The following is a 25,283-nucleotide window of genomic DNA, read 5'->3' as shown; positions in this document are numbered from 1 at the left end:
ATCAGATATTTAAATGAGTGTTCTCTTCCACTGAATATATGTGAAATTACTAAATTAAGATTGAAGTTAGTTAAAGACAAACTAGAAGAAACTTATGCAGATCAGGTATTAGACCTAGGCTTTAAAGTATTTAAACTCGCTCAATCCAATATCCAACCTTGGAATCCTGATCCGACTGATTTAGAGGCTACACTTTTAGAAAGTGAAAATCACTTAATAGACGGGCGTACAGAACAAGATATTTTGTACGAACTACTTCTTAAACGTGGTATTGATCTCGCTACACCAATTGAACAGCACCAAGTTGCTTCAAAAACAATTTACAGCATTGGCTATGGTGCAGTATTCGCTTGTTTAGATAAAACTATTTTAGAAAGCGATGTAGAGCATCTTGCTAAAGAAATTATTGATTGGTATCAAGAGCTAGCTCCAGGCAACAAGCCACACATTTTCTTCCGTGATAGTGCATTTGAAAATGATGTGGTTAAAACAAATTTAGCCGCGATTCTTCAACAAAATGGTTTAGACCACGTACGTAGTTTATAAGGAAAATTTCTGTGAAAGTTACTTTGCAAGACGGTCAGTCTTTAGATATTCAACAAGAAAATATTGAAGCACTGCAACAGTTGTTTCCTGAACTTGTACGAGATGGGAAAGTTAATTTTGATGTGTTTCGCCAAGTTTTTGGGGATTTAGGTGTCCTTGAAGAAGGTGAGGAAAAGTTCGGTCTAAATTGGCACGGTAAGAAAAAAGCAAGACATAATGCTTTTACTCCTTCAATGGGAACGCTTTTGCCATGTCCTGAAGAAAGTGTGGATTGGGATACTACACAAAACCTATTTATTGAAGGTGATAACTTAGAAGTATTAAAACTTCTGCAAAAGAGCTATGCCAATAAAGTTAAAATGATCTATATCGATCCACCTTACAACACAGGTAATGAGTTTATTTATAATGATGACTTTAAAAATAGTTTAAATAATTATCTACTATTAACTGGTCAAATTAATGATGAAGGGTTAAGTAATACATCAGATATTGAAATAAAAGGCAGAAAGCATGCAAATTGGTTAACTATGATCTATCCAAGATTACTTTTGGCTAAGCAATTACTAAGTAAGAATGGTGCAATATTTATCTCTATTGGTGAAGATGAGCTAGGAAATCTTAAAACAATTTGTGATGAAATTTTTGGAGAGGAAAATTTTATTACGGTTTGTTCGCGAGTAGTCAAAACGGGTGGACAAAAGGGGATACATTTTTCACCATGTGTAGATTATATTCTTTGTTATGCGAAGAACATTAATGAATTAAACTCATTTAGAGAGGAATTGAGTCAAAATGTTATTGATAAAGTTTATACAAAAACGCAGATAGATGGATCAAGAGCTGGAGAGAAATATCGTTCTATGGGTTTATATCAAGCAATGCTTGATAAAAGAGCTAACCAGCGATACTTCATAGAGTGTCCCGATGGGACACTTGTTATTCCCCCTGGTAAGACATTTCCTGAAAAAAATTCAGAGGGAGAGCAAGTAACTCCAATGGATGGTGATGGAGTATGGAGATGGACTTATAAAAGATACTCTGAAGAGAAATTAGCAGGAAATATTGAATTTATCCAAAGTGAGCAAACTTCTTTGGTGGATAGAAATGGTGAGCCTGCTAAATGGAATATTTACTATAAAATTTGGTTAAATGACAGGTTGGAAGAGGGGCAAGTACCAGGAAATATTTTAGCTAAGTTTGAAAGTAGACATGCTTCGTCAGAGTTGAAAAAATTGGATATTCCATTCGATTTTCCTAAACCTAGTATGCTAGTTAAATATCTAATGAATTTATGTTCAGTAAAGGATAATGAAATAGTTTTAGATTTTTTTGCTGGTTCTGGTACAACAGGACATGCTGTTTTAGATTACTCCAATGAAATGGATAAAACAGCGAGATTTATTTGTGTGCAGCTGCCAGAAATTCTCAATGTTAATTCTCAAGAATATAAACAAGGATTTAGAACAATTGCAGATATAAGTAAAGAGCGTATCAAGAGAGTTTCATTACAATGGAATGAGTCTGTTATAAATAAGGGTTTTAGAATCTTTAAGTTAGCACAATCAAATATTCAGCCGTGGAATGTACATGCATACGATTTAGAAAATACTTTAGATTTAAATGAAGATCATCTTATCAGCGGTCGTACAGAATTGGATGTCCTTTATGAGCTACTGCTTAAACGGGGTATTGATTTAGCAACACCAATCGAAAAGCGCGAAATTAATTCAAAAACTATCTATAGCATTGGTTATGGAGCTGTATTTGCTTGCTTGGATAACTCAATTTTGAGTTCAGACCTTGATTCCATTACGTTAGCAATCATTGAGTGGCATAAAGAACTGGCACCAGCCAATGACACGCATATTTTCTTTAAAGACAGCGCATTCCAAAATGATGTTGTAAAAACCAATCTCGCGGCTTTTTTAGAACAGAATGGCTTAAAGCATGTACGTAGTCTATAAGGGGAAACACCATGAGTAAAAAAATTAGTGGTGCAGAGTACCCTCTAGCCAAAATCTTTAGTTCAGATTTCCAGTACGTAATACCATCTTACCAACGTCCTTATACGTGGGAAGAACAACATGCTTCAGTACTTTTTGATGATCTCTATAACTTCTTTCAAACCGAAAAAGAAGATGAGTATTTTTTAGGTAGTATTGTTTTAATTAAGCAAGAAGGCAAACCTTACGCTGAAGTGATTGATGGTCAGCAACGCTTAACAACTCTTACAATATTATTTTCTGTATTTGCTGCTCTAGATCCTAAAGGGGTTCATGGTGAGCTATATGAGTATATTTTTGAACCTGGTAAACGATTCCAAGGGATTAATCCTCAGCCTCGTCTAACCTTACGTGAGCGAGATAAAGAATTTTTTAAGAAATATGTTCAAGAGTTAAGGTTCGATGAGTTATTCAAACTTGATAATGAACAATTAGAAAATGAAGCCAAGGTGCATATCAAGCAAAATAGTAAAGTGCTGTATGACAAAGTCAAAACTGCTTTTGAGCATAATTCTCAACAGTTAGAAGCTTTTATTATTTTCTTAGTCCAAAGATGTTTTATTGTAGCTGTCACAACACCAAGTCAGAATACTGCCTTCAGGGTATTTTCTGTGATGAATAGCCGTGGCCTAGATTTACAGCCAACGGATATTATTAAGGCTGATGTGATTGGGGCATTAGCTGCATTAGCTGATCAAGAGCTATATAGTAAAAAATGGGAAGATTTAGAGGAAAGTATCGGACGAGAAGATTTTAATAATCTGTTTAGTCATATACGCATGATTTTTTCTAAAGAAAAAGCAAAACGTAATCTTCTAGAAGAATTTAAAGGTTATGTATTATCCATCATTACAGATCCAAAAGTATTTGTAGATCAAGTATTAGAGCCTCATGTAGATGCTTATGATATTGTAAAAACAAGCTCATATACCGCAACCGCTAATGCTGAAAAGGTAAATAATTACCTGAAGTGGTTGAACCGAATTGATAACTCAGATTGGGTGCCAGCAGCAATTCAGTTTGTGATTCAGTATAAGAGTGATTCAGAATATATGCTGTGGTTCTTCGAGAAGTTAGAGCGACTTGCTGCTTATATGCATATCTGTGGTTTGAATATTAATGAGCGAATTGAGCGTTATAAATTAGTTCTGCTTGCATTAGAACAAGAACATTCCTTAGAGTCACCTATAAATACAGTCGAATTGAGTAATGATGAAAAAATTCAAATGTTGAATGTACTTCAGAGTGATATTTATAGCTTAACGGCTCGACGTCGTAATCACATTATTTTGAGACTAGATTCATTTCTATCAGATGGTGCAGCGACCTATGATTCATCAATTTTAACAATTGAGCATGTCCTTCCTCAAACAGTGAACGTTGGAAGTGAGTGGGCAGAGTTATGGCCAGATGAGAATGTTAGAAAAGCGTGGACTCATAAATTGGCTAATTTAGTTCCATTAAATAAGCGTCGTAATTCTAAAGCTCAAAATTATAATTTTGGGAAGAAAAAAACAGCTTATTTTGCCGGTTCTAAAGCCGTGTCATCTTATATTTTAACAACTCAAGTACTCAATGAGCCCAAATGGACGCAAGACGTCATTCAAAAAAGACAGGAAGCTCTGCTTAACGTATTTAAGGAAAATTGGGGGCTATAATGGCGACGATTAAATTACATTTTGAAGATAATTTAGATTATCAACTTACAGCAATTGATGCGGTAGTTAATTTATTTAAAGGACAGGAAATTACACGTAGTGAATTCTCTGTAACTTACCGTAATAATGATGATTTGAACTTGGCATTATTTGAAGATACCCAGCTTGGTATTGGAAACAGGAAGCTTTTACTAGATGAAGAGATTGCAGACAATCTTAAAAGCATTCAACTTAAAAATGGGCTCAAACCAGTTGAAAGTCTAGGGAATAATGATTTTACCGTAGAGATGGAAACAGGTACAGGAAAGACATATGTTTATTTACGTACCATATTTGAGTTGAACAAAGAATATGGTTTCACCAAATTTATCATAGTTGTGCCTTCGGTTGCCATTAAAGAGGGTGTCTATAAAACCTTACAGATCACACAAGAACATTTTGAAGGTTTATATCCTAAAGCTAAAGGCTATGAATACTTCCTTTATGATTCTAACAAACCTGGTCAAGTAAGAAACTTTGCCACGAGCTCTAATATTCAAATCATGGTCACCACAGTTGGTGCAATCAACAAAAAAGACATTAACAACTTATATAAGCCAAGCGAAGATTTTAACGATGAAAAGCCAATTGATTTTATTCAGGCAACACATCCAATCATTATCGTTGATGAACCACAAAGTGTTGATGGGGGCTTAAATGGCGCTGGTAAAAAAGCGTTGGATACGATGAATCCGCTATGCACTTTACGTTATTCAGCGACACATGTTGATAAATTTAATATGGTGTATCGTCTGGATGCTGTGGATGCGTATGAAAAAGGCTTGGTTAAGCAGATTGAAGTTGCATCATTAGAAGTTGATAGCGGTTATAACAAACCATATATCAAACTCGAATCAACCAAAAACTCGAAAGGCTCTATTACTGCAAAGGTTGAGCTTGATGTTCAGCGTGGCAAAAATATAAGACGTGAAGTATTAACGGTTGAAGATGGTGATGATTTAGAGCAAATCACGAGTCGTGCAATCTATGCAAATATGCAGATTGGTACAATTACATGCGGTAAGCATGAGTCTATTGAAGTCAAAGGTGCGGGCTATGACCGTGTTTTAACCCCAGGTGAAAACATTGGTGGCTTAGATCCTGATGATCAGAAACGATTAATGATTCGTCGTACCATCCAAGAACATTTTGAAAAAGAATTTCGCTTTGCTGCGAATGGTCAAAAGATCAAAGTATTAAGCTTATTCTTTATTGATAGTGTTGAGCATTATCGTCAATACGATGAGAGTGGGAATATTGTCAAAGGTAAATATGCCTTGATGTTTGAGGAGGAATATCAAAAGCTCGCAAAGTCACCTAAATTTAGTAGTTTGTTTAACGAAATTGATATCAGTACAGATGCCACGGAAGTACATGATGGTTATTTCTCAATTGATAGAAAAGGAAGATCAGTTAATACTGCTGAAAATAATCAGGCTGGTAGAGAGGATTCGGAACGTGCATATAATTTAATCATGAGAAAAAAAGAGGAATTACTAAGCTTTGGTACAAAGCTAAAATTTATTTTTTCTCACTCAGCGTTGAAAGAAGGTTGGGATAATCCAAACGTATTCCAAATTTGTACCTTACGAGATATGGGAACGGAGCGTGAGCGTAGACAAACGATTGGTCGGGGTCTAAGACTTTGTGTCGATCAGAGCGGTACTCGTATTAGAGGTCGTGATTATGGCATCAATACGCTGACAGTAATCGCAACGGAAAGCTATGAGCAATTTGCTGAAAATCTACAGCGTGAAATTGAGGCAGATACAGGTATACGCTTTGGAGTTGTGGAAACACATCAATTTGCTACGATTCAAACAGTTAATGCAGCGGGTGAAGTTATATTACTCGGAGTTGAAGATTCAGAAACTATTTGGGATTTCTTGAAGAGTTCTGAGTTCATTGACAGTAAAGGAAAAATCCAAGATTTATTAAGAAAACATTTGAAAGAGGATACTTTTAAATTAAGTGATGAAATTCTTGAAAGCTTTAAAACGAATTATGGAGAGCTACAATCCAAAGAGATTGGTACAGGAATTACAAAGTTACTTAAAAAACTTGCGGGTCGTTTAGATGTTAAAAATGCAGATGAACGTACACCTATAGCCACTAGAAAAGCAATTTTAGATTCAGAAGACTTTAAGGAACTTTGGGATCGAATCAAATTTAAAACAACATATAGAGTTGATTTTGATAATGAGAAATTAATCAAAGACTGCGCATAGGCAATCTTTGCTTGTCCACCTATCACTAAGACAAGGGCTCAATTTAGAAAAGCAGAGTTGGAAATTAGCAAAGGTGGAGTACTGGCGAATGAGACATCAAAATCGGGTTTCACGACAGTGAATGAAACAAATATTGAGTTGCCAGATATTTTGACTGATTTGCAGGATAGAACGCAGCTCACTCGTAAAAGTATTGTACGTATCCTGAAAGATAGCAAACGTTTAGAAGACTTTAAGCGAAATCCACAGCAGTTTATGGATTATTGTGCTGAAGCAATTATTAGAACTAAAAGATTGGCTTTGGTAGATGGTATAAAATATACGAAAGTAGGTAATGATCACTATTACGCGCAAGAATTGTTTGAGCAGACTGAGCTAAGCGGATATCTAAAAGATATGATCGAAGCACAGAAATCTGTTTACACCCATGTCATATATGATTCAGCGGGAGTTGAGCAAAATTTTGCACTTGATTTAGAGAAAAATGAAAAGATCAAAATTTATGCAAAACTACCTTCTTGGTTTAAGGTGCCAACACCGTTAGGTACATATAACCCTGATTGGGCAATTGTTGTTGATGATGAAGGAGAGGAAAAGCTATTTTTCGTTGTAGAAACAAAATCTAGTACATGGTGGGATGATTTACGTCATCAGGAAGGGGCTAAGATAAAATGTGGTGAACAACATTTTGCCGCATTAGCAGCAGATGTAGAGAAACCTGCTGAGTATATAAAAGCCAAGGATGTGGATGGTTTCATGTCGTATATTGGGTAATGGAAAAATCGTAGCTAAGGACACGTTTTTTAAATATATCTAAAACCTCCAACTCATTAGTAGCTCAAATTTAGTCAGATAGGTACAGTTATTTGTTCCAAACAGTCAGGTTAAATTTGAGCTAAATTCTATACCGTGGCATTGCACATCTTGCCTTATTAATGTATTCGATTGGTATTAAAATACGAGCCAATTGTCTAGTGATTCTGAGCAGCTCAAGAAAAACATAAAGTATCTACAGAATTGGTAGCTATTCAAAGTTAGATAATCTAATAATCACAATTTTGTGAAAATTATTAGAGATAATATCTTTTATTCCCTTAACCCATCAATAAAGTCCGCCCATTCCTGCATCATCTTTCTTCGATAATCTACATGCTGTGCATGGTTGTAAGCTTGAGAAACTGAGTTCCCAACGGTGTGGGCTAATTGAATTTCAATCGCATCATGCATATAACCTTGTTCATGTAAGGTTGTAGACGCAAGTCCTCGAAATCCATGCCCAGTCATTTTTCCCATATATCCCATAGTTCGAATTGCACTTAAGAGAGCATTATTGCTTAAAGGTTTGGCTTTACTATGGTTGTAAAAAACGAATTGCTTGTTACCTGTAATTGGTCGAAGACCTTCTATTAGCTCAACGGCTTGTCTTGATAAAGGAACAATATGAGGTAATGCCATTTTCATTTTGTATGCTGGAATACGCCATAAATGATTATCAAAATCAATCTCATTCCACTCCATATTGATCAGTTCAGCAGTTCTCACAAATGTTAATGTCATTAGTTGTAGTGCTGTTTTAACCAAGATACTACCGTGATAACGATCCATACGCTCTAAAAAAGGTGGAAACTCAGAGATATCCAAACGAGCCATATGTTTTACTTTACGTGGCTTTAATGCCTCTTGTAGGTGTGGGGTTGGATCATTCTCAATAATACCTTTACGGATCGCATAGCGAAAAATTCGGCCAGTTAAAGGAATAGAGCGTTTTGCCATTTCTAATGCACCACGCTCTTCAATTTTTTTCGCGCAAGCTAATACGTCCTTTCCCTTAATTTGATCAATTGGCATATCACCTAAAGCAGGGAACAGATCTTTCTCAAAAACAGATAAATCCCGTAAGTAAGTGCCTTCGGTGATCGCATCTTTACGATCTTGCATCCATTCCATTGCTAGAACTTTGAAAAGCTTGTTTTTATCAGTTTTATCGAGACGTTGATTTTTTGCGGCGTTAGGGTCGATATTATTATAAAGTTGTATTCGTGCCTCATCACGGACACGTCGAGCCTGAGCGAGAGAAATTTCAGGATAGCTTCCTATTGTTAAAGTGCTTTCACGTCCATTAAATCGATATTTTAACCGCCAGAAACGTCCACCTGATGGTGTAACTTCTAAATAAAGCCCTTTTTCATCTGAATAGCGTTTTTTCTTATCAATTGGTTTGATCTTTCTAACTTGCGCATCAGTAAGCATTTAGGATGTTATCCTTATATATTGGGGGATGATTATTGTTGATTTTAAATAGTCCCCCAATTATCCCCCACGTTATAGGGGATTACAATAGATCTCATCGAATAGTATAAGGCAATAAAAAAAGCCTAAACCTTTTAGATTTAAGCTTTTAAGACTCTATGAGACATCATAGAAATTAAATTTGGCGGTGAGAGAGGGATTCGAACCCTCGATACGCGTAAACGTATACACACTTTCCAGGCGTGCTCCTTCAGCCACTCGGACACCTCACCAAGGCGTGCGATAGTAACTAAAAAAACGAGTCCTGCCAAGATTTAAGACGAGCTTTACAGAAAAAAAATAATAGAGGTGATAAGATTGCGCTAAAAATCATATTGGTTTAATTACACAATGCAAAATACGGCCAAAAAAGCGACCTTGCCTGCCACGGCTTTGGCAGCTCTTGGAGTGGTCTTTGGAGACATCGGAACAAGTCCGCTCTATGCCTTGAAAGAGTCCTTCCATGCAGCGCATGGGTTGGGAATTCAGCCTGAAAACGTATTAGGAATTTTATCCATTATTTTTTGGTGCTTAATGCTGATTATTAGCATCAAGTATGTCGCAATCGTGATGCGTGCAGACAACAATGGTGAAGGCGGTATTATGGCCTTACTCGCGTTGAATTTGCGTAAAGCGAAAATTGCCGACAACAAAAAAATCTACATGATTGCGATAGGCTTTATAGGGGCATCACTGTTCTTTGGTGACGGCATTATTACCCCAGCCATTTCGGTATTGTCTGCGGTCGAAGGGTTGTCTATTGCAACCGATGTGTTTGACCCGTTCATTATGCCTATTGCAATTGCCATTATCGTCACGCTGTTTTTGGTGCAAAAGCACGGTACGGCGTTTGTAGGTAAGTTTTTTGGTCCAATTACGCTTGTGTGGTTCTTATCTTTAGGAATCTTGGGTATTCACAGTGTCATCCAAACACCTGTGGTACTAGGCATGTTTAGTCCGCATTGGGCGATCCAGTTTATCTATCACCATCCGATCATGACATTTTTTGTGATGGGTGCTGTGGTGTTAACAGTGACTGGTGGTGAAGCGCTATATGCCGATATGGGACATTTCGGACCAGTTCCGATTCGTCTGGCGTGGTTCTTTGTGGTATTGCCATGCTTGGTTTTAAACTACGCAGGACAGGGCGCGTTATTACTCAGAGACCCAGCGGCAATTGAAAACCCGTTCTATTTACTGGTGCCGCAGTGGGCCTTGTACCCAATGATTATCATGGCAACCATGGCAACTGTCATTGCCTCTCAAGCTGTAATTTCTGGGGTGTTTTCTCTTGCGCGCCAAGCGATTCAATTGGGTTATTTACCACGTTTAAGTATTAAACATACGTCTGAGTCTGAAGAAGGCCAGATTTATATTCCTTTCTTAAACTGGTTACTTTTAATCGCAATTATTATCTTAATCTTGATCTTCAAAAGCAGTTCAAACCTTGCAAGTGCGTATGGCTTAGCTGTGACTTTGACGATGCTCTGTGACACGATTTTGGTTGCGGTATTTATTTACTCGGCTTGGAAGTGGAGCCTGCCAAAAGTGCTGCTCCTGATTATTCCATTCTTTGTTTTAGAGTCGGTATTGGTCGGTGCAACTTCACTTAAAATCTTGTCGGGCGGTTGGGTGCCATTACTCATTGGTGCGATTGCCGTGACCATTTTAATGACATGGAAACGTGGTCGTGAGCTTACTTTTGCTAAGCTTGAACATGACACTTTGGCTCTAGATTTGTTTGTGAAAAGTATTGGTAATAGCGTGCACTGGGTGCCGGGCGATGCTGTATTTATGACAGGTACTCCGAACGTTGTGCCACATGCCATGCTGCATAACATCAAGCACAACAAGGTACTGCATCAGCGTAATATCTTGGTCACTGTAGTGATTGAAGATGTACCATTCGTTGCGCCAGAAGAGCGTATTACGACAGAAACCTTAGCTGAACATTTCTTCCGTATTAAAATCTTCTACGGTTTTAAAGATGAAATGAATGTACCAAAAGCACTGATGCAAGCCTATGACCAGCTCGGTCTTGAATATGACTTGATGCACATCAGCTTCTTCATTTCCCGTGATCGTATTGTTCATTCGGTGGGCGATGGTATGTCTCCATGGAGAGAAAAACTGTTTATCTCTATGCAGCGTAATACTAGTCCGGTGAGTGACTTCTACCAGATTCCAACCAACCGTGTGGTTGAGTTAGGTAGTCAAATCGAAATATAAAAATTGATGTAATAAAAAAACCAAGACATAAGTCTTGGTTTTTTTTATGGCTCGGATTATTGAGCTTGTTGCATAGGTGCATCTGCTGGTAAAGCACCATCTTTTGCCATTGGGTCTGCTGATTGGTTCGGGTTAGCAGCTGGCGGTGGAGTGTTCGGATCTTGTGGCGCTGGAGCCGCTTGATTCGGTGCAGGTGGCACTGCATCAGTTGGTGCAGCTGGAGGAGCCATTTCACCGCCCGCTGGAGGTGCTGGTGGAACATCTGCCGGAATAGGAGCACCGGTAGGCGCTGCGCTTGTTGGTGCAGCAGAAACTTGCTGTACTTGTCCGCTATTGACCAAATCGCTAATAGAACCTGGTTGGCCGTTGACGGTTGTAGTCACTTTTACTTTAGATAAGCTTTCTAAAGTATCACCTGGCTGGACTGCTGGTTCAGCCAAAGCAGCCATACTACACAATCCTGTGATTACGCCAATACCAATAATCTTTGAATGGATCATTAAATGGACTCCGATTATATTTTTATCCAAATTTGTGGAGCTAACCATGTCATAAGCCATAAGTGCATTTCAACGAAAGATACGCAATTGGCGCAATTCAATAGCCAAAGGCTCTCATAATGCCAACAGACTGTTACGTAAAACCGATTAGAGTTACAAAAAAGATGACCACGTTTTAACCATTTGAAAGATAAGCGATATACTTAAAAAAGCAGGATTGTTAAGCTGCGTGTGGACAGTGGTATTGATAGAAATATGGCAAGTAAAAAACGTAGTAAAGGTACAAATTCATTTTCTCTAAGTGAGCATTTTGGCAAGATTATTCTTGCTTGTATTGCAGCCGGAAGCTTTGCAATTGCTTTCGGCAGTGAAAAGATTTCGCAGTGGTTTTCGCCTTTAAGTACTAACTCGACTTGTCTTAACCAGTTTTATCGAGAAGTTCCGCCTGCTTTAAATAAAGAAAGCTTAAAAAAAGACAGCTATCCGCTGTGCTTTAACGGTTTTAATGTCCTCTATTCAGGTATTTCTAAAACACCATTATGGTCAGCCGAGCATTTAGATGCAGAACGTTTAAGTGTCAAAATTAAACGTGAAGATAACTTTCATGAAGAAACACGTGTTCCTCAAAAGCATCGGGCACTTTTAAGTGACTACCGTGGTTCAGGGTATGACCGTGGTCATATGGCACCGAATGGCGATATGCCAAATAAAGAATCACAGTTTGATAGTTTCTCGCTCAGCAACATGGTGCCGCAAGCACCTAAAAATAACCAAGAAGTCTGGCGTAAACTTGAAGAAGCAACCCGTGCCATTGTCACCAAGCAAAAACAAGATGTATATGTCGTGACAGGACCTGTTTTTGAGGGTAAACGTCTCAAAACGATTGGGCAGGGTGTGATTGTACCAACCGCAGTTTATAAAGCGGTGTATATGCCAAAAACTGGCGCTATTGGGGCTTACTACGCACCTAATAATAACTCGCAGCAAGTGAAGGTAGTGAGTGTTTGTTATATAGAAGAAAAGCTTGGTATTAACTTATTTCCACAGTTAACCGAGCAGCAAAAACGTAACGTTTATCGCTTACCGTTGACTGCTAGCCAAGTTAAACCCAACCAAAAGCTCGACTATTTGCATTGGGATGGTGAAAGCCAGTGCGAACAAGATCTAAGCGCAGAACAAATTCAAGCGTTACAAGATCAGTTTAAAAAGCAAAAAATAGGTTCTTCTGAACCGATGGAAGCAAAAGTTCCAAGTATTGATGAAGAAACTAGAAATGCCATTGTGAAACAATTGGTTGAAGCCTTGGTGAACTATTTCTTGCAGATAATGAAATAAGACGCTTCTAGCACTGTTGTGAAGCCTGAATCGATACAAGAAGATGAACAGACAGATCTGTCTGTTCATCTATTTATTCGAATAAGGATAATAACAATGTTTGCCTCGATGTTTCTTTTTTCTTTTGCAATGTCGATTACACCTGGCCCCGTCAATACAGTTATTTTATCGACCAGCTTAAATCATGGTTTAAAAAGATCACTTCCCTATATTTCAGGTGCCACCATTGGCTTTACCTTGCTTTTGATTTTTATGGCCTTTGGCCTTCAAAGTGTATTAACTCAGTTTCCAGTTGTCTTAAAAATTCTTGCAGTTTGTGGAACGCTCTTTGTTTGCTATATCGGCATAAAAATTATTCTTTCTGCTGCCAATATTTCAATTTCAAGTGCACCTGTAGAGCACATGCTTATTCCCAATTTTAAAGATGGTTTCTTATTACAGTGGCTTAACCCAAAAGCATGGTTGGCTTGTGTGTCGGGTATTACCATGTTTACTAGCATTGAAAACCCGCAGTCGTTGCCGATCTTTATCGTTATTTATTTTTTCACTTGCTACGCATGTTTGTTCTTTTGGGGACTATGTGGCGATAAATTTTCAGTGGTACTGAATCAGGGCAACCGTTTGAAATATTTTAATATCCTAATGGGCGCTTTCTTAATTTTGTCGGCACTTTTAATTTTGATTGATTTTTTTTAAATTGGTCGTATTACACTGTGAAGATATAACAACGAGACAAGAGCTATGTTTAAGCCATTTGAAAAGGGTACTGAGTCTTCTTCAATTGAAGATTTAACATTAGAAAATGATGTCGATTGCATCAGCATTTACGGCAATTTGCAAATTACCAAAGACAAAGTCGGGTTAGAGCAGGCAAAGGCATTGCAGAGTTTTTTAAATGATGTAGTTGCAGCTTTGGAAAAAGAAGAATTGCCTGAGAAAATTGAACGTCCAGCTGAACAAGAAATTAATAATCCGTTTTTGTAAATGATTCATTCATAGAGTTTGGTCTAATCAAAGTTCTATGGTTATTGAATAATGCGTGAAATCTGATTCGTGATAAAGCCATTCACAACCTGCCCATTTTAAGATCAGGATTGTTACTGTGTGGGATCAGATAAATGATCCCAGAGAACAGGTTTTGTGAATGGCAATGGTTTTGGTTACTTTTGCCGAAACAAAAGTAATGAGAATTAGCTGATTACATTCGATTTTATGAAGCAGGACTCCGTCGTGTTAATCTTTGTCCCCAGCAACTACCTTATAAATAATCGCCCCAATCACAGCCCCTAAAATCGGTGCTACCCAGAACAACCACAACTGACTTAAAGCAGCCGTTTCAGCAAAGAACGCAACACCTGTACTACGTGCAGGGTTTACCGAAGTGTTCGTAACTGGAATACTGATTAAGTGAATGAGTGTTAAGCCTAAACCAATCGCGATAGGAGCGAAGCCAGCAGGCGCACGGCGGTCAGTTGCTCCTAAAATAATGATTAAGAAGAAAGCAGTAAGAACCACTTCAATAATGAAAGCAGAACCTAAACCAAATTTATTTGGTGATAAGTCACCAAAACCATTGGTCGCAAACCCGCCAACACCACTAAAGCCTGCTTGTCCTTGAGCAATAATATAAAGAACAAATGCAGCAGCGGTCGCACCAATCACTTGCGCAACAATATACGGAATTAAATCTTTAACATCGAAGCGGCCACCGACCCAAAGGCCAACACTTACCGCGGGATTGAAATGTCCACCTGAGATATGCCCTAGAGCATAAGCACCTGTGAGTACGGTTAAACCAAAGGCAAGGGCTACACCTGCAAAGCCAATACCAAGTTCAGGGAAAGCTGCGGCTAAAACTGCGCTACCACAACCACCAAAGACTAGCCAAAACGTACCTAGGAATTCAGCAAAATATTTATTCATTGTGATTACTCATCTATTGATCTATTTTTTAATTAATGTGAAATACGTCACAAAAAATTAAGCATGTGACTATATGAAATTTTTGTTTTCAGTGTTGTTTTAATCAAGAAAAGATTTGTAAGTTTTGGTTGGTTATTCTTTGTTTAAAAATTGATCTCTCCACTGCTGTGGTGTTTGCTTGGTCCAATGTTTAAATGCTCTTTGAAAGGCACTTTGTTCTGAATAACAAAGTAAAAGCGCAATCTCTTGTAGGCTTAAATGCGGATCTTTTAAATACTCGGTTGCCAGCATAAAGCGTACTTGCTGAACACGTTCCTGAAAGGTGGTGTTCTGCTGTTGTAAGTGCCTTTGGAGCTGTCGAACCGATAGGCCTAATTGAGCTGCAATATATTCAATTTGATACTGATTCTTTTGCAGACCAGTCAAAATTGAATGCTGCAAACGCTGATCGAGTTGGGTTGAATTGGGTAACTGTTCTAAAAGTGCTTGGGCCTGCTGAACCAATAGTTGCTGTAATGTGTGGTCTGCGCTGCTAAGCGGCTTGTGAATTTCGGTAATGGGTATAAGTAACTCTGTACGGGGCTGGCTAAAACGAACGGGACATTGAAAGTACTGCTCATAAACTCTGATATTTTTAGGGGCTGCATTTAAAAAGCGCACTTCATATAACTGTACATCTTCGTGAGACATAAAAAGACGTAAGAACTGAATCACCAAGGCAATTGCGATTTCATCGGTAAGCTGGGTAGGGTGTAGCTCAGTCGCTTCCCAGCGAATAGAACCATATCTCCCTTGTAGCTCAACCACTAATGGACTCCCGTCATAAATTAGACGGTGAAAGTCATGGTAACGAATTAAGGCTTCACCTAAGTTATCGCAAGAGAGAGCAAGGTAGGCAATAATGCCTAAATGTTTGGGTTGTACATATTTGGCAATTTCTAGCCCTAATCCCGGCTTCGGGTCTAGTTTATAAATCACTTCTAATAGGTCACGCCAAACCACATAGTCAAAGCGTTCCAGATTTTGGATTTGTTCTAATTGTTCAGGAATAGCTAACCCATTGGCTTCGCAATAAGCTTTTAAAAGATGCCCCAGTCCTCCATATACCGAGCCTGTATAATTTTTTAGTTGTGGCATCCCTAACCACCTCTTTCTTGTCGTGATTTATCAATGAAACCATAAATTCTGGTCAATACCTAGCATAACGAATTTTATATGCTGAATAAAAAGAAAAAGGAGTTAGGTGATGTTAAAAGGGTTTATTGCCGGAATTGCAGTTGCGAATGCATTTGAATGGGTGGCACACAAATATATTTTGCATGGTGTACACCGTGCCGGACAACCGCGCTATAGCCCAGTGCCGAAAAGTATGGAGTCGCATTGGGCACACCATCGTGAAGTCCGTAAACAACAGTTTCATGATGATTGTTATGTTGAGGGCGTTGGAAACTGGCGAACTAAAAATGAGTTAATTTCACTTGCCGTGGTGGCAACCGTTTCAAGTGCAATTTTCTACCCGTTTTCAAAAGGCATGGCACTTGCAGCTTGGTACAGTGCAGGAAACTATTATTATATTCATCGCCGTGCACATTTAGAGCCTGACTGGGCAAAGCGTAAAATTCCGTGGCATTACGACCACCATATGAACTCTAATCAAGATGCTAATTGGTGTGTGACCAAACCTTGGTTTGACTATGTGATGGGAACACGTGTGGTGTCTTCGGCAGATTTAAAAGAACAAAATCCTTTGGGGATACGGTTACCTACTGCGCTTGCTAGGCCACTCTCTCAAGCTGTAGAAAAAATCTTTCCAGCAAAATGGGTCGAGAAAAAAGAACAGCCTAAACTCGTTAGTGATGTAAATGCGATAGAAGGTGCTGCATAAAAAATTAAAGGGGCATCTTGCCCCTTTAAATATAAATAAACTTACAAGCGCATTTCGATACCTTGTTCAGCCAAATATTGTTTAGCTTCTGGAATCGTATATTGGCCAAAGTGGAAAATACTTGCTGCCAATACGGCATCTGCACCACCTTGTAAAATACCATCTGCAAGGTGTTGTAAGTTACCTACACCGCCTGATGCGATCGTTGGAATAGTCACGCGGTCATTAATAGCACGCATTAACGCAATATCGTAACCTGCTTTAGTACCATCGGCATCCATACTGGTAATGAGTAACTCACCCGCACCGTAGTCAGCCATTTTTACAGCCCATTCAATGGCATCAATACCCGTTGGTTTACGGCCACCGTGAGTAAAGATTTCCCATTTATTGTCGCCAGTTTTTTTGGCATCGATCGCAACCACAATACATTGTGCGCCAAAGTGCTGAGAAGCTTCTTGAACAAATTCAGGGTTAAACACAGCAGCCGAGTTAATACTCACTTTGTCTGCACCTGCATTTAATAACGCGCGAATATCTTCAACCTTACGTACACCACCACCGACAGTTAAAGGCACAAATACAGTCTCGGCCATACGTTCAACAGTACGGTAAGTGGTATCGCGTCCATGATGTGTAGCGGTAATGTCTAAGAAAGTAATTTCGTCTGCACCTTGTTCGTTATAGCGACGTGCCACTTCAACAGGGTCGCCTGCATCACGAATATCGAGGAATTGAACGCCTTTAACTACGCGTCCGTTATCAACGTCTAGGCAAGGAATAATACGTTTAGCAAGCATAGCTTTTTCCAAAAATAATCGCCGTTGGTGAAAGTTCCTACACAGGCGCTACACCTTCATGGAGGGAAGAGGTATTCTATCAAACTTCACAGATGTTTTTTGCAGGTTTTCCATGTCGGTTTATACCCCGTTGAGTTTAGATGAAGTTCGCACCTTTGCTGCACCTTATGGATTAGAGGTGTTGGAGCTGAACCCAATTCAGGGAGGTATTCAAAACACCAATTATTTTCTTGTTGATGTAAACCGCAAACAATATGTACTCACCGTATTTGAAGAGCTAGATGCACAAGGTGCAGGCGAACTTATTCCTGTACTTGAGCAGTTAGGTACTCATGATGTACCCGTTGCCGTGCCATTAAAGCACAGCGGCCAAGCGGTTCATTTTATTGCGGGTAAGCCTGCACAAATTGCACCACGTTTAATGGGACACCATCCCATGCAAACTACAGTAGCCCAAGTTGCTGCAATTGCAGATGCACAGGCGAAGCTACATGTAGCTTTACAAGATTTTCCGCTTGAACGCGAATATCGCCGTGATCATCAATATTGGACAGGTGTTGCTGAGCAGCTTAAACCAAATATGACTCAAGATGACCAAACGTTACTTGAGCAGGTTTATCAAGCCTTTAATGCGAAAACAGCGCAGTATTCAAATCGACCGACAGGTTTTATTCACTCAGATTTGTTCCGTGACAATACTTTGTTTGAAGGCGAGCAACTACAAGGTATTCTAGACTTTTACGAGTTAAATCAAGATGAGTTGCTGTTTGATATTGCGATTACCATTAATGATTTTTGTACCGAATATCCAGCAGCGCATTTAAACTCAGACAAAGTAGACGCTTATTTAGAGGCATACCAAAAAATTCGTGCGCTGACTTCAGATGAACTTGAATGTTTAGATGTATTCTTGGCAATGGCGGCTTGCCGTTTTTGGTCAATGCGTTTACAAGTTGCTCAAAAAAATAAAGAAGAAGGGCGTACCGGCGATGACATCTTGCAAAAAGACCCGCAAGAAATGCGAGCAATGATGCAAGACCGTTTAAGCCATGTAAAAGCATAAAAGGGAATAAAGATGCGAGATCAGGGGCGTTTAGTCGAATGGTTCGACGAAAAGGGTTATGGCTTTATTCAGCCGGATGATGCTGAAAAAGAGCGAGTCTTTTTGCATATCAAAGATTTTGCACGCCCTGGACCTCGGCCAATTATTGGCTGTGCACTGGAATATCTGGTAATCCTTGATGAAAGAGGCCGTTTTCGTGCTCAGCAGGTCACTTATTTAAAGGCATCTCAAACCCGTAAGGCTTTAAAACCTGCAAAAACACAATCTTCTTTTCAGGCCAGCCCATGGTCTGCTATGCAAATGGGGATTGTGTTTTATTTCGTTTTAATGGGCATTATGAGTATTATTCATATTTTGCCGGCTTATACCTTATTGTTTGTCTTAATGATGAATGTGTTGAGTTACTGGCTATATTCACAAGATAAAGAAGCAGCGCAATTGGGCAATCGCCGTGTTCCTGAGCAGACTTTGCACATTGTCAGTTTCTTAGGGGGATGGCCAGCTGCGTGGTGGGCACAACAAAAACTGAGACATAAAACACAAAAACAACCATTTCGTAAGATTTATTTTTGTACCATATTCTTTCATTTACTTTTGATTTTGTGGCTAATTTCTCCTTTAAACGTTTTGCGGGGATCATAAAAGTAAATTGTTTTATTAAACTTGAGAGGTATAAAAATGAATAGTTCTATCGACCAAGATCCAAATCGTACTTTAACACTTATTTTATATGTACTTTATATTGTTGCCATTTTTACGGGCGGCTTACTTGCGATTATTGCTTTAATTATTAACTATGTAAAACGTTCCGATGTACAGGGTTCAATTTTTGCGAGCCACTTTACATGGCAAATCAGAACATTCTGGTGGTACTTGGCTTGGAATATTATTGCCTTTTTGCCGTTTATTTTCTTGTTCTTCACGGGTGAAAATACCGATCTATTTGCAGGTGTTGCTATCTCATCGACTGTGTTCTGTGTGGGTGTTATCGCGGCAGCATGGATCTGGATTGTATACCGTGCAATTCGCGGCTTGATTGCGCTAAATGATAACCGTCCGATGTATCAACCTTAATAAATAAAAAAGAGAGCGTTAAGCTCTCTTTTTTATTCTCGGACTCTTTTGTTTTTCTTAATCGGCAGCTTAATTTTTAACTCACTGACTAAAACACCTAACACCACTAAAGCACCCCCAAAAAGGGCAATAACTGGTAAACGCTCACCTGCAATTCGACCAATAATGCCTGCCCAAACAGGTTCGCCTGCATAGATAATTGCAGCACGTGAAGGATCAACCACACGTTGAGCCCAGTTCATTACAAATTGAATGAGTGCACTCGCTAAACCTAATGCGACAGCAATCAGTATTAGAGGCCATGAAAATGCTGGAATTGTATGTTCACCTACTATAGGCATAATGGCAAAAGAAAGTAGAGAGGCGACACCAAGTTGAATAATGGTGACGCGACGCAAATTTACCTTTCCAGCAAAGTAGCTAATAAAAATAATTTCTAAGGCAATCGCAAAGGCGCCGAGCACTGTTAAAAGCTGTCCAAAACTTAAGGAAATTTGCTTAAAACCATTACCCGTCAATAAAACAAGGCCAGTAAAAGCAAGAGCTGCTCCCACCCAAGTCATGATATGTGGAGTTTTTCTAAATATGAGCCACATTAAAATAGGAACAAGCGGAACATAAAGCGCCGTTAAAAAAGCTGATTCACTACTTGGAATAGTTTGCAGGCCGATTGTCTGCGTGCCATAGCCAGCTGCAATGACAAGGCCAATTACACTGCCAGCGCCCAAGTCTTTTAATGTAATGCCTTTCATGCTCTTTAATGAAATAAGTAATAGCGTTAAGGCAGCTACGGCAAAACGGCAGCCGACAAAAAACATAGGTGATGAAAAATTCAGTGCGTACTGCACAGTAAGAAATGTTCCACCCCAAATGACCGTAATCAAAATGAGAGCTAATTGAGGAACTTTGCTTGAACTCAGATAAGTTGGTGACATACTCAAACTAAAGGGAATTGTGCAATATACTGCACATATTGCGCTATTCTTCTGTTTTGTGCAATATATTGCTCAAATTTTCTTTATTCATCTATTTTATGAGCCAGTCGAGTAGCGTTTTACAACATGTAGGCACAAATATCCGTTCATTAAGAGATGAGCGCAGTTTAAGCCAACAGGACTTGGCTGATCGCGCAGGTGTAAGTAGACGTACCATTGCTGCTTTGGAAACAGGCCAAGTCAACATTAGCTTAGCTAAACTCGATGCGATTGCGGCAGTGTTAGGTGTAGACTTTAGAACGATTGTGAGTGCACCTGAGCATAAAGAACAAGCTTTGGTTAATGCACTCGCTTGGCAAGGTGAAAAGGAAGAAAGCAAAGCAACTTTTCTTGCTTCAGTTCCTTCCCGTTCTCAAGTTGAACTTTGGACATGGTCTTTGGCTGTTGGGGAGTCTTATGTTGCTGAAGCCGATGCCGAAGGATGGCAAGAACTGATTTATGTGTTAGAAGGCGAATTGACCATACAATTTACAGACAGCTCAAAAACCATTGCTGCTGGTTCATCTTTTATTTTTGCTAGTTCAGTGACTTATACTTATATCAATAGCGGTAGCCAAGTACTTAAATTTATTCGTAATGTGGTTTATTGATTCGAAATATATTTTCATATCAGCAATAAAAAAGAGCCTAATCAGGCTCTTTTTTACATTTTAAAAATTAAAGACGGTTTTCATCTAACAAAAGCTGAGCTTCACGAAGGTTTAAAGTACCTTCATAAATTGCACGGCCTGTGATTGCGCCTAAAATGCCCGGTTGGCCTTTTAAGTTACGAACGTCATCAAGGTTGGTTACACCACCTGACGCAATGACTGGTAAGCCTGAGTATTGAGCCAAGTTTACAGTCTGCTCAACATTTACACCTTGCATCATGCCGTCACGCGCAATGTCCGTGTAAACAATGCTAGACACGCCTGCATCTGCAAAGCGTTTTGCTAAATCAGTTGCTTTCACATCAGTAACGTTTGCCCAGCCGTCAGTTGCAACCATGCCATTCATGGCATCAATACCGACAATGATGTGGCCTGCAAAACGTTTACAAGCTTCTTCTACAAATTCAGGCTCTTGAACGGCTTTAGTACCGATAATGACAAAAGTCACGCCAGCTTCTAAATAGTGTTCAATGGTTTCTAATGAGCGGATACCGCCACCAATTTGAATTGGTAATTCTGGCTGAGCTTTTGCAATTGCTTCAACAACAGGTTTATGAATAGGCGTACCTGCGAAAGCACCATTCAAATCGACCAAATGCAAACGTCGTGCGCCTTCATTTACCCAATGCTGGGCAGTTGCAACCGGATCGTCAGAGAAAACGGTATCGTCTTCCATACGCCCTTGTTTTAAACGCACACATTTACCATCTTTCAGGTCAATTGCTGGAATGATTAGCATGCTTTCGCTCCTTGCTTCATCATGTTTATGAAATTGTGCACATCTTAGCAAAGTATTGATCAATCGCTAAGCCTTAGAAAAGACTTTTATAACTTTACCCTTGAAGTGCGGTTTGAATTTTTTCAGAAATATGTATTGGTAATACCTTTCGTTTTTTAAGCTCGAGAAATACCAATAGGGCAGCATAGGCGTCAGCAGCTGCATAACTGATTTGTTGTGAAGTAAGCGGTTTTCGCGCCCAATTTGAAGTTCCGACTTTCTTCGACTTGGCAAGATACTGACCAAGTAATAGTGCTACGGCTTTTTGTACACCCATTTGTTGTTTAAAACCAAAGTGGCTAAAACCTTTAGCAAGGTCAACGCAGCTTTCAAGCTCTATGCCTTTTTTGTGAAAAATATGCTTATCATTTTTAAGCCCAAACCCGACTTTAATTTGTTTTGGATTAGACAAAATGGGCTGTAAAAATTTTAAAGTCGATAAATTGACATGAAATAAATAGGCTTTGTGTTCTGTAGCCAGCTGAATCAAATGTGGGCCAGTTGATACTTCACCTACCTGAAAAGTAGGTTTAGATTCAGAATCAAATCCTAAAAAGGTCGCTGCTTTTAATTCTTCTTCAATAGTTTTGCATTGCTCGCCATTTTCAATCACCACAATATTTTGATGGTTAAGATTTTCAAAAGGAGGGAGCTGCTGAATAGAAGTTTTATCAAGAAGGGCAGAGGCTTCAGACATATTTAACAGCGTACAAATGAATAGGGCTATTCACTTTATATATGAATAAAGCCTAGAGAACTAGGCTTTATGTGCATCTTTAAAAATTATTCAGACTGAGATGGGCTACCGATCACAATACTTTCGCTTTTCTCGACATAACCTTCATAGGTTGGAGCCATAATTACGGCAATAACACCAAAAATTAATGCAAGCGGAATAAGCACAATATAAATCCAGCCTAAAACACGCTCCCAGCTTGGCGTTGGACGCTTAGGTCCATAATCATTAGGACCTTCAGTTCCTTTTGCACAGAATAAATAAATGGCAAGGCCAATATTCACGACCGGTACTAGCATCAGTAAAGAGAGCCACCCTGTATTATTGCGGTCATGCAAACGGCGGATGGTAAATACGAAGTTAATATAAATACCGACTATATAAAGAATTGCTATACAGATTAAGCCAGGTGTAGAAAAGTCTGGGGTACCTTCAGGGTTTGTAAAACCAAAAGTAAACATAATAAGTAGAATGGCGGTAACAAGGACTAGCGTAAATAAGAATGTCCAAGCTGCATAAGAGAGTCGTCCAAAACGACCATTTGCCTTAAACGGTGAATCTTGTTGAAGTGGTTGATTTTCAAAAGGTGAATTCATTGTGTTTATCCTAATCATTTGATTTTATTTAAAAGTATGAATATTCAATATTTTGTTGAATAAAATATCACTCTATAAATGATTGGTTATTATTATAAATAAAAAAACAGATCAGGCTATCTTGACCTGATCTGTTTTAGTTTTTGAATTGAATTAAATATTCCATTCCACAAAGTTTTTCAGTAACTGCAAACCAGCAGTGTGACTTTTCTCTGGGTGGAATTGAGTCGCGAATAAATTATCTTTGTGAATTGCTGTGCAGAAGTTCACGCCATACTCACATGTTGCAGCCACAAGATTTTCATCTTTAGGTTCAACATAGTAGCTGTGTACAAAGTAGAAGCGGGCATCTTGTTCAATGTTGTTCCACATCGGGTGACTTGGGTCCATTTGGTGAACCTGATTCCAACCCATGTGTGGGACTTTTAAACCTTCCATTTGAGGAAAGTGTTTTACTACCCCGTCAAAAATACCTAAGGCATCTACACCGCCGTTTTCTTCTGAGCTTTGTAGTAGGGCCTGCATGCCTACGCAAATTGCAAGAACAGGTTTATTAAAAGCTGCTTTGCGTACAACTTCATCAATACCTGCTTCACGCATGCCTTGCATACAGTCACGCATTGCCCCAACACCCGGGAAAACAATTTTGTCGGCTTGTGCAATTAATTTTGGATCATTTGTCACATCGACGGTTGCACCTACATATTCAAGTGCTTTAGCGGCTGAGTGCAGATTACCCATGCCATAATCAAGCAATGCGATACGTGTCATTAGAGGCTACCTTTTGTCGATGCAATCGTGTTTTCAGCACGTGGATCAATTTCACATGCCATACGTAAAGCACGAGCTAGTGCTTTAAATACACTCTCGATTTGATGGTGGCTATTTTTACCTTTCAAGTTATCGATGTGTAAGGTCATAAGCGCATGGTTTACGAAACCTTGGAAAAACTCGGAAAATAAATCTACGTCAAAGGTACCGATGCGCGCGCGAGTAAATGGAATATCCATAAATAAACCCGGACGACCAGACAAATCTACAACCACACGAGATAAAGCTTCGTCTAATGGCGCGTAAAAATGCCCATAACGACGTAAACCTTTTTTATCACCTAAAGCTTGTGCAAAAGCTTGTCCAAGCGTGATACCGCAGTCTTCTACGGTATGGTGATCATCAATCTCTAAGTCTCCATCACAATGAATATCGATATCAAATAAGCCATGTCGCTTGATTTGATCAATCATATGGTCTAAAAATGGAACTCCGGTGTTTAGTGTGCCTTGACCAGTACCATCGAGATTTAAACGAACTCGAATTTTGGTTTCATTGGTATTTCTAACCACTTCACTGATACGTTGCGTCATGGACACGTTCCTCAAAAAACGTCAAAAATGATTGGATGTTAACGACAATTTCGCTGTGACGAATTCGTGACAGCATCATAGTTTGCTCAGGAGGGTTAATCAATGCCTATTACCGTACATGCTTATAGTTCTCTAGATAATTCAGAGATCCGCGATCAGCTTGAGCGACTGTATGACACAAGTCCGGAGTTTGGTGACGGGCACGATGCGATTGAACAACTTGAACAAGATTTACAACAGTATACCACGCTATACACTGCCGAATTTAACACCAAAATTATAGGTGCAATCTGGTGTTCAGGACAAGGTGAAAGCAAAGTGCTTGAGTATATAGTTGTACACCCTGCAAATCGTGGACGCGGAGTAGCAGAGCGTCTAGTTGAAGAAGCTTGTCGTATAGAAGAAGCAAAAGGCGTTAAAATTTTTGAGCCAGGTTGTGGTGCAATTCATCGCTGCTTAGCTCATATTGGTAAATTGCACAGTTAAAAACTTATTTTTGAGGCACTTGTGATTTAAAATTAAACACTTGTTACAAAAAATGCGGAAGTTGCTTGACGTCCTCCTATAAACATTGTTTAATACGCCCACT

25 protein-coding genes, 1 tRNA gene and 1 pseudogene are annotated in these 25,283 nt (G+C 39.1%); 15 read left to right on the top strand and 12 right to left on the bottom strand.

Going from position 1 to position 25,283, the window contains the following annotated elements; genetic code table 11:
* The 5 genes and pseudogenes from R5R67_RS16660 to R5R67_RS16640 form a co-directional block, all read left to right on the top strand.
* Nucleotides 1-546, top strand: a pseudogene (locus R5R67_RS16660) (site-specific DNA-methyltransferase); the annotation flags it as partial.
* Between the two features lie 11 nt (nucleotides 547-557).
* Nucleotides 558-2,513, top strand: a complete 1,956-nt coding sequence (locus R5R67_RS16655; RefSeq protein ID WP_318755011.1) for a site-specific DNA-methyltransferase — start codon at nucleotides 558-560, stop codon at nucleotides 2,511-2,513.
* A gap of 11 nt (nucleotides 2,514-2,524) precedes the next feature.
* Entirely contained in the window at nucleotides 2,525-4,210 is a 1,686-nt protein-coding gene (locus tag R5R67_RS16650) for a DUF262 domain-containing HNH endonuclease family protein (protein WP_318755010.1), read from the top strand.
* A complete protein-coding gene (locus R5R67_RS16645; RefSeq protein ID WP_318755009.1) occupies nucleotides 4,210-6,477 on the top strand; it encodes a DEAD/DEAH box helicase family protein in 2,268 nt (755 codons plus the stop codon). Before R5R67_RS16650 ends, R5R67_RS16645 begins: the two co-directional genes overlap by 1 nt.
* A 57-nt stretch (nucleotides 6,478-6,534) precedes the next feature.
* Nucleotides 6,535-7,251, top strand: a complete 717-nt coding sequence (locus tag R5R67_RS16640; RefSeq protein WP_318755008.1) for a hypothetical protein — start codon at nucleotides 6,535-6,537, stop codon at nucleotides 7,249-7,251.
* A 312-nt stretch (nucleotides 7,252-7,563) separates the two neighbouring features.
* Here the strand turns inward: R5R67_RS16640 and R5R67_RS16635 are convergent, their stop codons facing one another.
* Nucleotides 7,564-8,727, bottom strand: a complete 1,164-nt coding sequence (locus R5R67_RS16635) for a tyrosine-type recombinase/integrase (protein WP_023013891.1) — start codon at nucleotides 8,725-8,727, stop codon at nucleotides 7,564-7,566.
* A gap of 182 nt (nucleotides 8,728-8,909) precedes the next feature.
* A tRNA-Ser gene (locus R5R67_RS16630) sits at nucleotides 8,910-8,999 on the bottom strand.
* Between the two features lie 118 nt (nucleotides 9,000-9,117).
* On the opposite strand from R5R67_RS16630, the gene R5R67_RS16625 reads away from it, so the two are divergent.
* Nucleotides 9,118-10,995, top strand: coding sequence for a potassium transporter Kup (locus R5R67_RS16625; RefSeq protein ID WP_001181662.1), 1,878 nt, complete (start codon nucleotides 9,118-9,120; stop codon nucleotides 10,993-10,995).
* A gap of 56 nt (nucleotides 10,996-11,051) precedes the next feature.
* Here the strand turns inward: R5R67_RS16625 and R5R67_RS16620 are convergent, their stop codons facing one another.
* Nucleotides 11,052-11,495 carry a hypothetical protein gene (locus R5R67_RS16620; RefSeq protein WP_000581861.1) on the bottom strand — a complete coding sequence of 148 codons (444 nt, stop codon included), beginning with the start codon at nucleotides 11,493-11,495 and terminating at the stop codon, nucleotides 11,052-11,054.
* 255 nt (nucleotides 11,496-11,750) lie between these two features.
* Between R5R67_RS16620 and R5R67_RS16615 the strand changes: the two genes are divergently transcribed.
* The 3 genes from R5R67_RS16615 to R5R67_RS16605 all read left to right on the top strand — a co-directional run bounded on the left by R5R67_RS16615 (nucleotide 11,751) and on the right by R5R67_RS16605 (nucleotide 13,814).
* Entirely contained in the window at nucleotides 11,751-12,830 is a 1,080-nt protein-coding gene (locus tag R5R67_RS16615; protein WP_318755007.1) for a DNA/RNA non-specific endonuclease, read from the top strand.
* A gap of 96 nt (nucleotides 12,831-12,926) precedes the next feature.
* Complete coding sequence (locus tag R5R67_RS16610; protein ID WP_000458292.1) at nucleotides 12,927-13,526, top strand: LysE family translocator; 600 nt, start codon at nucleotides 12,927-12,929, stop codon at nucleotides 13,524-13,526.
* Nucleotides 13,527-13,571: 45 nt separating this feature from the next.
* The gene (locus tag R5R67_RS16605) at nucleotides 13,572-13,814 is read left to right on the top strand and encodes a hypothetical protein (protein ID WP_000476048.1); all 243 of its coding nucleotides are present in this window, start codon (nucleotides 13,572-13,574) and stop codon (nucleotides 13,812-13,814) included.
* Nucleotides 13,815-14,063: 249 nt separating this feature from the next.
* On the opposite strand, the gene aqpZ is transcribed toward R5R67_RS16605, so the two are convergent.
* Nucleotides 14,064-14,753, bottom strand: coding sequence for an aquaporin Z (gene aqpZ, locus R5R67_RS16600; protein ID WP_001045983.1), 690 nt, complete (start codon nucleotides 14,751-14,753; stop codon nucleotides 14,064-14,066).
* A 132-nt stretch (nucleotides 14,754-14,885) separates the two neighbouring features.
* Entirely contained in the window at nucleotides 14,886-15,890 is a 1,005-nt protein-coding gene (locus R5R67_RS16595; RefSeq protein ID WP_001135877.1) for an AraC family transcriptional regulator, read from the bottom strand.
* 109 nt (nucleotides 15,891-15,999) lie between these two features.
* Here R5R67_RS16595 and R5R67_RS16590 point away from each other — a divergent pair, with 109 nt between their 5' ends.
* Nucleotides 16,000-16,638 carry a hypothetical protein gene (locus R5R67_RS16590; RefSeq protein ID WP_000911628.1) on the top strand — a complete coding sequence of 213 codons (639 nt, stop codon included), beginning with the start codon at nucleotides 16,000-16,002 and terminating at the stop codon, nucleotides 16,636-16,638.
* A 41-nt stretch (nucleotides 16,639-16,679) separates the two neighbouring features.
* Here R5R67_RS16590 and hisF read toward each other — a convergent pair whose 3' ends face one another.
* A complete protein-coding gene (gene hisF / locus R5R67_RS16585) occupies nucleotides 16,680-17,438 on the bottom strand; it encodes an imidazole glycerol phosphate synthase subunit HisF (protein ID WP_000880078.1) in 759 nt (252 codons plus the stop codon).
* 112 nt (nucleotides 17,439-17,550) lie between these two features.
* On the opposite strand from hisF, the gene R5R67_RS16580 reads away from it, so the two are divergent.
* Genes R5R67_RS16580 through R5R67_RS16570 form a run of 3 tightly spaced genes read left to right on the top strand, consistent with a single transcriptional unit; the run spans nucleotide 17,551 to nucleotide 19,575 of the window.
* Complete coding sequence (locus tag R5R67_RS16580) at nucleotides 17,551-18,501, top strand: homoserine kinase (RefSeq protein ID WP_000118179.1); 951 nt, start codon at nucleotides 17,551-17,553, stop codon at nucleotides 18,499-18,501.
* A 12-nt stretch (nucleotides 18,502-18,513) separates the two neighbouring features.
* Entirely contained in the window at nucleotides 18,514-19,143 is a 630-nt protein-coding gene (locus tag R5R67_RS16575) for a DUF1294 domain-containing protein (RefSeq protein WP_001205593.1), read from the top strand.
* A gap of 36 nt (nucleotides 19,144-19,179) precedes the next feature.
* On the top strand, nucleotides 19,180-19,575 hold the full coding sequence (locus tag R5R67_RS16570) for a DUF4870 family protein (protein WP_001088855.1): 396 nt from the start codon (nucleotides 19,180-19,182) through the stop codon (nucleotides 19,573-19,575).
* 32 nt (nucleotides 19,576-19,607) lie between these two features.
* On the opposite strand, the gene R5R67_RS16565 is transcribed toward R5R67_RS16570, so the two are convergent.
* Nucleotides 19,608-20,510, bottom strand: a complete 903-nt coding sequence (locus R5R67_RS16565; protein WP_000075482.1) for a DMT family transporter — start codon at nucleotides 20,508-20,510, stop codon at nucleotides 19,608-19,610.
* Between the two features lie 98 nt (nucleotides 20,511-20,608).
* Between R5R67_RS16565 and R5R67_RS16560 the strand changes: the two genes are divergently transcribed.
* A complete protein-coding gene (locus R5R67_RS16560; protein ID WP_000083597.1) occupies nucleotides 20,609-21,160 on the top strand; it encodes a helix-turn-helix domain-containing protein in 552 nt (183 codons plus the stop codon).
* A gap of 67 nt (nucleotides 21,161-21,227) precedes the next feature.
* On the opposite strand, the gene hisA is transcribed toward R5R67_RS16560, so the two are convergent.
* The 5 genes from hisA to hisB form a co-directional block, all read right to left on the bottom strand.
* Nucleotides 21,228-21,959, bottom strand: a complete 732-nt coding sequence (gene hisA / locus R5R67_RS16555; protein ID WP_000905538.1) for a 1-(5-phosphoribosyl)-5-[(5-phosphoribosylamino)methylideneamino]imidazole-4-carboxamide isomerase — start codon at nucleotides 21,957-21,959, stop codon at nucleotides 21,228-21,230.
* Nucleotides 21,960-22,053: 94 nt separating this feature from the next.
* On the bottom strand, nucleotides 22,054-22,695 hold the full coding sequence (locus tag R5R67_RS16550) for a 3'-5' exonuclease (RefSeq protein ID WP_001287551.1): 642 nt from the start codon (nucleotides 22,693-22,695) through the stop codon (nucleotides 22,054-22,056).
* Between the two features lie 86 nt (nucleotides 22,696-22,781).
* Complete coding sequence (locus R5R67_RS16545; RefSeq protein WP_001087823.1) at nucleotides 22,782-23,330, bottom strand: DUF805 domain-containing protein; 549 nt, start codon at nucleotides 23,328-23,330, stop codon at nucleotides 22,782-22,784.
* A 153-nt stretch (nucleotides 23,331-23,483) separates the two neighbouring features.
* A complete protein-coding gene (gene hisH / locus R5R67_RS16540) occupies nucleotides 23,484-24,101 on the bottom strand; it encodes an imidazole glycerol phosphate synthase subunit HisH (protein WP_000196732.1) in 618 nt (205 codons plus the stop codon).
* Complete coding sequence (hisB, locus tag R5R67_RS16535; protein ID WP_000194096.1) at nucleotides 24,101-24,694, bottom strand: imidazoleglycerol-phosphate dehydratase HisB; 594 nt, start codon at nucleotides 24,692-24,694, stop codon at nucleotides 24,101-24,103. The genes hisH and hisB overlap by 1 nt, the downstream gene beginning before the upstream one ends.
* Nucleotides 24,695-24,796: 102 nt before the next feature.
* Between hisB and R5R67_RS16530 the strand changes: the two genes are divergently transcribed.
* Nucleotides 24,797-25,180 (top strand): GNAT family N-acetyltransferase, encoded by a 384-nt coding sequence (locus R5R67_RS16530; RefSeq protein WP_001123235.1) that lies wholly within the window; start codon nucleotides 24,797-24,799, stop codon nucleotides 25,178-25,180.
* Nucleotides 25,181-25,283 lie beyond the last annotated feature (103 nt).

This window comes from Acinetobacter sp. OYA S30 (genome assembly GCF_033599315.1).
Taxonomy (GTDB): domain Bacteria; phylum Pseudomonadota; class Gammaproteobacteria; order Pseudomonadales; family Moraxellaceae; genus Acinetobacter; species Acinetobacter baumannii.
This window is presented reverse-complemented; position numbering and strand designations above follow the sequence as displayed.